Genomic DNA, 6,339 nt, shown 5'->3' on the forward strand with positions numbered 1-6,339 from the left:
TTATGTGACGTTTTACTGAAAAAATAAAAAAGAAATTTTATTTTAATTTTCCCAAAAGCTAATAAACAAGTTTAGCCCTGATTGCAACGGCATCCTTTTTTATTTTTATAAAAAAGATATAGTGAAAAGCAGGAAATAGCTTCTAAAAAAAATTAGAAAGTTTATTAGGAGATTGCTTCGTTCCTCGTAATGACAGAATCTGAATAGAATTTGTTCTTTTCTAAAACAAACTCGGCGTAAAAGAATTAATAAAAAGCTATTCCTCTAAATTTGAATCATCTTCAGAAACTTCTCTACGCTCTTTTATTTTACGAGTTCCTTCATACAATTCGTACTTGACAAACTTACAATCTAAATCGGCATTTTTCAATGCTATTCTTCTAGAAGTTCTTAAACCCACAGATTTTAAAGCATCTGTATCTGAAGTGATTAGCCATGCTGTAGAGCCCGGGTAATTATGCTTTAATGTATCGCCAATTTTCTTATAAAACTCTTGTACATCTATATTTAATCGCTCTCCGTATGGCGGATTAAATAAAATAGTGGTATTCCCAAAAACTTCTTTGGTTGAGTTAAAGAAATTAACATGATGCACACCTATAAATTCATCTAAATTTGCATTTACAATATTATCTTTTGCTTTTTGAATGGCAGAAGGCGCTTTATCAAAGCCCATAATTTTAAAATGAGAAGAGCGAATTTTCTTCAACAAAGATTCTTGAATGGTAAAATATAAGTCTTCGTCGTAATCTTTCCATTGCTCAAAGGCAAACAACTTTCTGTTAATATTTGCCGGAATATTATTGGCAATCATGCAGGCTTCAATTAAAATTGTACCTGAACCGCACATTGGGTCTATAAAATTTTCTTCGCCTGTATAACCAGACAACAAAACCATACCTGCCGCCAAAACTTCGTTTATGGGCGCAATGTTTGTTGCAGTTCTATACCCACGTTTGTGCAAAGAATCTCCAGAAGAATCTAAAGAAACCGTTAACCATTCTTTCTGAATATGAATGTGAATTTTTACGTCTGGATATTTTAAATCTACATTAGGTCTTTTATGATATTTATGTCTAAAATAATCTGCAATAGAATCTTTAGACTTTAAAGAAATATAATGAGAGTTGGTTGTAAAGTTTTTAGAATTTACAACAGCACCAATGGCAAACGTACCTTCTGCATCTAAATAGTTTTCCCATTTTATTTTCTGAATAGCATCGTATAAATCTTCTTCATCATAAATTTTACACGTTTTAATCGGTTTTAAAATTCTTACAGCCGTTCTTAAAGCAATATTTGCCTTATACATAAATCCTTTATCGCCTCTAAAAGAAACACTTCTTACCGCCTCTTTTACATCTTGTGCGCCTAAATTTTTTAGCTCTTCTGCCAATACACCTTCTAAACCAAAAAGTGTAGTTGCCGTCATTTTAAAATCTCTGTCCATACATATAAAATTGACGACAAAAATACATTTTTATTCATAGGATTTGTAGTAATTAAAATTTTCATTTTTTGAAACGTAAGATTTGAGTACTTTTGCCGACTGACTCATACAATTGTCATTCAACAAATAAGAATCCATAAGAACTAATCTCTTTTTTTTAAACCAGATTATTACAAATTTTATAGCAATGAAAACTAAAGATTGGTTTACAGACTGGTTTAATACACCTTATTATCACATTCTTTATAAAGAAAGAAACGACGCTGATGCACAGTTGTTTATGAAAAATATAACAACGTTTTTAGCTTTACCAAAAACAACGCATATTTTAGATTTACCTTGTGGAAAAGGACGGCATTCTGTTTTTTTAAATTCTTTAGGGTACCAGGTTACTGGTGGCGATTTGGCAGAAAACAGTATAAAAACTGCAAAAAAATTTGAAAATGATTCACTAAAGTTTACAGTGCATGATATGCGCGAGACATTTAAAAATAAATATGACGCCGTTTTTAATTTATTTACAAGCTTTGGTTATTTTAAAGAAGATAAAGAAGATCTTTTAATTCTTACTAATATTAAAGAGGGTTTAAAAAACGGAGGTTATTTTGTATTCGATTTTTTAAATGCAGATAAAGTAAAACTCAATTTAGTAAAAGAAGAAGTTAAAGTTGTGGATGGTATTACGTTTCACATCAAAAGAGAAATAAAAGATGGTTTTATTTTTAAGCATATTTCTTTTTTTGCAGATAACAAGCAGCATGCTTTTACAGAACGTGTAAAATATTTAGATTTAAAAAAAATGACCTCGTTTTTGCAGGAAGTTGGCTTTACTGTGACTAATGTTTTCGGAAATTATCGTTTAGAAAATTATGATTCACAAACTTCAGACAGATTAATTTTAGTAGCAAAATGAACTATATCTTACTAATTGCATCTGTACTTCTTGGCTCTTTATTAGTATTTATACTAAAACCAAACCAAAAAATTGTTCGCTTATTATTGGCTTTTAGTGGGGCTTATCTGCTATCTGTAACTATTTTACATCTTTTACCCGAGGTATACACCATAACTGCGGATAAAAAGAGTGTCGGAATTTTTATTTTAATCGGTATTATTTTACAGTCCGTTTTAGAATCGTTTTCTAAAGGTGCAGAACATGGTCATATTCATATTCATTCTGATGGAACAAAATTTCCGACTTTATTATTTGTGAGTTTATGTTTGCATGCTTTTTCTGAAGGATTGCCAATTCATAACGCCGATGACAACTTATTATGGGCAATTGTGGTGCATAAAATTCCGATTGCTATTGTACTTACAAGTTTTTTACTACAAACTAATTATTCTAAAAAAATAGTGTTTAGTTTTCTTTTTTTCTTCGGATTAATGAGTCCGTTAGGTGTTTTAATAGGTGATAAAATTCCGTTTTTTACTGACTATCAAACAGAAATTACAGCCTTAATAATTGGTGTATTCTTGCACATTTCTACGATTATTCTTTTTGAAAGTACTGAAAATCATAAGTTTAATTTACAGAAATTCATGGCTATTTTACTGGGTGTTTTACTGACTGTTTTTACGTTATAGATTTTTTTACCTATATTTATTGATGAAATATACCTATTTATAGGTATATAATTGTTTTGAACATTTTTAATATTTGAATCTCTACATTCATAAAACCAAACAAAAATGAATAAACTAAAACGAAAAGCCAGACCTACTGAAACAAAAGACAATGTTAACTTGTATAAAAACAATTTTTTCATTGTAAATTATAAAAATGAAGAAAGCTATTTCTCTTTAGGTGAAAAAAGTTTTTTAAAACTAAAAACGCCTGTCCCGAATATAGATTTTGAGCTAAAAGGGGTTTATGATTTTACAAACTATGTGCATGTAAAATTCAACAACATGAAAGCAATTCTTTGCCATATTTCTGACGGAACAACCAATACTGGCATGGATGGCTCTAAAAAGTGTTTTATTGATGAAGAAATTTTATTTAGCGAAGTTTTAAATCCTTTTAATTCTGAACCCTCTGGTTTTAAAGCTAATGAAAATGATTGGATTATTGTATTTGTTTTAAATAACAACAAATCTTTAAGCACTCAAACTAAAGAAATTAAAGTAAGCGCAGAAGAAGCGATTAGTTTTGCAGCAATTTTGCCAAATGAAGGTGGCGGAGGTGTAATCGTTAAGCACCCATAGATGAATTTAAAAAACATAAACGTTTTTAAACTACACTTCTTATTTTTTTTGATTTGCAGTTTTTCTTATGCACAAAATTCAAAAATAGATTCTGCTTACTTTTATTTTAAAAAAGGAGAAAAATTTGATTTTGAAAACAAACATTTTAAAGCCTATGAAAATTACATCAAATCAAAACTATTATATCAAAAGTTAACACTAGAAGATAGTTTAGCAAAATGCCATCTAAAACTATTTGATTTAATTAACTCTCAAAACAATCTAAACGAAGACTCTAAACCTTATTTAGATGCATATCACGAATATGCTTTGCATAAAAAAGATTCTGCATTAATTTTAGATGCTTTATATTTATACGGACAATATTTTTACAGTAACCAAAAAAAATCGATTGCAGCCTATAAGCAAATTTTAAAATTTATTGATAGAAATGAGAGGTTTTCAAAATCTAAATTTCCTGCTTACATCAATATTGCTAATTTGTACATAACATCTTCAAAAGATTCTGCAGAACTTTACTTTAAAAAGGGTTTAAAATCTATTGATAAAAAAAATAAAGAACAACTCTTAGGCTACTATATCAATTACGCAAATTTCTTCGAAAAACAGTCTACATTTAAGGAAGCAATTGTACAGCTAAAAAAAGCAGAAGTCATAAAATTAAATGCCTATCAATTAAAATACGATAAAATTATCTTTGGCAAGTTTGCCAATTGTTATCAAAAGATTGGAGATTATAAAAATGCTTACAAATACTACGAAAAATATAATATAACAAGAGATCGCTTAAATAATACGGAACAAAATATTGCAATTTCAGATTTAGATAAAAAATATCAAACCGCAGAAAAAGATGCGTTAATTTTAGAAACAGAAACTAGAAGACTCAAAAACAGAAACTTTTTAATCGTCTCAATACTCGTTCTTATTTTAGTTAGTATAATAGCCATATTAACACTAAAAAACTCAAGAAGAAAAAGAAAACTTGCAGAGCAAGAAGCAGAACTAGAAACACAAAAAAATCTTACGTTTTTAAAAGAACAAGAAATTACTACAATCAATGCCATGGTAGATGGGCAAGAAAAAGAACGTAAAAGAATTGCAGAAGATTTACATGATAATTTAGGTTCTGTTTTAGCCACCTTAAAATTACATTTCGAGAATTTAAAAATAAACAGAGAAAAACAGAAAATAAACCAAGAAACTTTATTCGACAAAACAGAAAACCTTATTGATGAAGCCTATTTAAAAGTGCGCAGCATTGCGCATGCTAAAAACGCTGGCGTTATTGCAAATCAAGGTTTATTGCTGGCTGTGCAAATGATGGCAGAAAAAATATCGTCTGCAAATAAAATTAAAATAGAGGTTATCGATTTCGGACTCGATCAGCGTTTAGATAATAGTTTAGAGCTTACTACCTTTAGAGTTATTCAAGAATTGATTACCAATATTATTAAACACGCAAATGCAAAAAACGCTACCATTCATATTTCTTTGTACGATAAAAATTTAAATATTATAGTTGAAGATGACGGAATAGGGTTTGATATTAAAAAAATAAATCTCAAAAACAGCATGGGTATCAGTTCTATTCAAACCAGGATTGAATATTTAAAAGGAACTTTTAATGTAGATTCTACGCTACATAAGGGCGCCTCTATTATTATAGATATTCCGGTTCTTTAAATACTTATTCGTAGGTACTTCTATACTGTACAAATTCATATATCTTTGAAAAAACTTGCATATGGTAACAATAATAATGGCAGAAGATCATCAAATGTTAATAGACGGCGTAAAATCTTTCTATGAATATAACGATACGATTAAGATTATTGGCGCTGTTAATAATGGTGACCAACTTGTAAAATTGGTTTCCTTAAAACAACCAAAAATAGTTATTACAGATATTAGAATGCCTATTATGGATGGAATTCAGGCTACCAGAATCATCAAAAAAAAGTATCCTCATATCAATGTTTTAGCAATGACCATGTTTGACCAGCCAGACGCCATTAAACAAATGTTAGATGCTGGTGCAACAGGCTATATTTTAAAAAATTCTGGTATTAAAATGCTTTCTAAAGCAATTGTTACCGTTGCAGAAGGCGCTACTTTTTTCGACCCAAATGTGGCTTTTAATTTCATGAATGATTATATTGAAGATCATGTAACAATTGGCAAGACGGCTAAAATTGTATTGTCTAAAAGAGAAAGAGAAATCTTACATTTAATTGCTAACGGAAAAACATCCAAAGAAATTTCTGAACACTTATTTATTGCAAAAACTACTGTAGACACGCACAGAAAAAACATGATTCGTAAACTAGATTTGTCTTCTGGTAGCGAATTGATTAAATATGCAATTGATAAAAAATATCAGTTTAAAAATTAAATAATCTCCGTTTAAACATTCGAATAGTACATCTAAAATCTTTCTAAAACACTGCAACAGTTCAACTTATAACTCTTAATTATCAACGTACATTTTTTTCAAAATAAAACTTTATAAAATACATCCATACCACTTTTCAAAAGTATCTCCTACTATAATTACTCAAGTTTCGCAGGTCACTACCCCTTGAAAACAAAGAGAAAAAGAATAAAAAAAGTAGCATTTTTATTCCTTTAAGTTTCTAAATTTCAGTACCTTAAAGGTGTAATTCCAATACGCTAAAAAT

At 29.2% G+C, this 6,339-nt stretch carries 6 protein-coding genes; 5 read left to right on the top strand and 1 reads right to left on the bottom strand.

Going from position 1 to position 6,339, the window contains the following annotated elements:
• Window positions 1-256: 256 nt before the first annotated feature.
• Entirely contained in the window at window positions 257-1,450 is a 1,194-nt protein-coding gene (locus ES044_RS14855; RefSeq protein ID WP_147120105.1) for a class I SAM-dependent RNA methyltransferase, read from the bottom strand.
• A gap of 187 nt (window positions 1,451-1,637) precedes the next feature.
• Here ES044_RS14855 and ES044_RS14860 point away from each other — a divergent pair, with 187 nt between their 5' ends.
• From ES044_RS14860 to ES044_RS14880, 5 genes are all read left to right on the top strand, one after another.
• Window positions 1,638-2,363: a class I SAM-dependent DNA methyltransferase gene (locus ES044_RS14860; RefSeq protein ID WP_147120104.1), complete on the top strand. Its 726-nt coding sequence runs from the start codon at window positions 1,638-1,640 to the stop codon at window positions 2,361-2,363.
• The gene (locus ES044_RS14865; protein ID WP_147120103.1) at window positions 2,360-3,037 is read left to right on the top strand and encodes a ZIP family metal transporter; all 678 of its coding nucleotides are present in this window, start codon (window positions 2,360-2,362) and stop codon (window positions 3,035-3,037) included. The genes ES044_RS14860 and ES044_RS14865 overlap by 4 nt, the downstream gene beginning before the upstream one ends.
• 105 nt (window positions 3,038-3,142) lie before the next feature.
• Window positions 3,143-3,658 carry a hypothetical protein gene (locus ES044_RS14870; protein WP_147120102.1) on the top strand — a complete coding sequence of 172 codons (516 nt, stop codon included), beginning with the start codon at window positions 3,143-3,145 and terminating at the stop codon, window positions 3,656-3,658.
• Window positions 3,659-5,344, top strand: coding sequence for an ATP-binding protein (locus ES044_RS14875; RefSeq protein ID WP_147120101.1), 1,686 nt, complete (start codon window positions 3,659-3,661; stop codon window positions 5,342-5,344).
• Window positions 5,345-5,405: 61 nt separating this feature from the next.
• Window positions 5,406-6,053: a response regulator gene (locus tag ES044_RS14880; protein WP_189663307.1), complete on the top strand. Its 648-nt coding sequence runs from the start codon at window positions 5,406-5,408 to the stop codon at window positions 6,051-6,053.
• Window positions 6,054-6,339 lie beyond the last annotated feature (286 nt).

This window comes from Polaribacter sp. IC066, assembly GCF_007997085.1.
In the GTDB taxonomy this organism is placed as follows: Bacteria; Bacteroidota; Bacteroidia; order Flavobacteriales; family Flavobacteriaceae; genus Polaribacter.

Excerpts from the sequence above, each read along its gene's own strand:
- ES044_RS14855 (WP_147120105.1), bottom strand. The coding sequence starts at position 1,450 with ATGGACAGAGATTTTAAAATGACGGCAACTACACTTTTTGGTTTAGAA.
- ES044_RS14860 (WP_147120104.1), top strand. The coding sequence starts at position 1,638 with ATGAAAACTAAAGATTGGTTTACAGACTGGTTTAATACACCTTATTAT.
- ES044_RS14865 (WP_147120103.1), top strand. The coding sequence starts at position 2,360 with ATGAACTATATCTTACTAATTGCATCTGTACTTCTTGGCTCTTTATTA.
- ES044_RS14870 (WP_147120102.1), top strand. The coding sequence starts at position 3,143 with ATGAATAAACTAAAACGAAAAGCCAGACCTACTGAAACAAAAGACAAT.
- ES044_RS14875 (WP_147120101.1), top strand. The coding sequence starts at position 3,659 with ATGAATTTAAAAAACATAAACGTTTTTAAACTACACTTCTTATTTTTT.
- ES044_RS14880 (WP_189663307.1), top strand. The coding sequence starts at position 5,406 with ATGGTAACAATAATAATGGCAGAAGATCATCAAATGTTAATAGACGGC.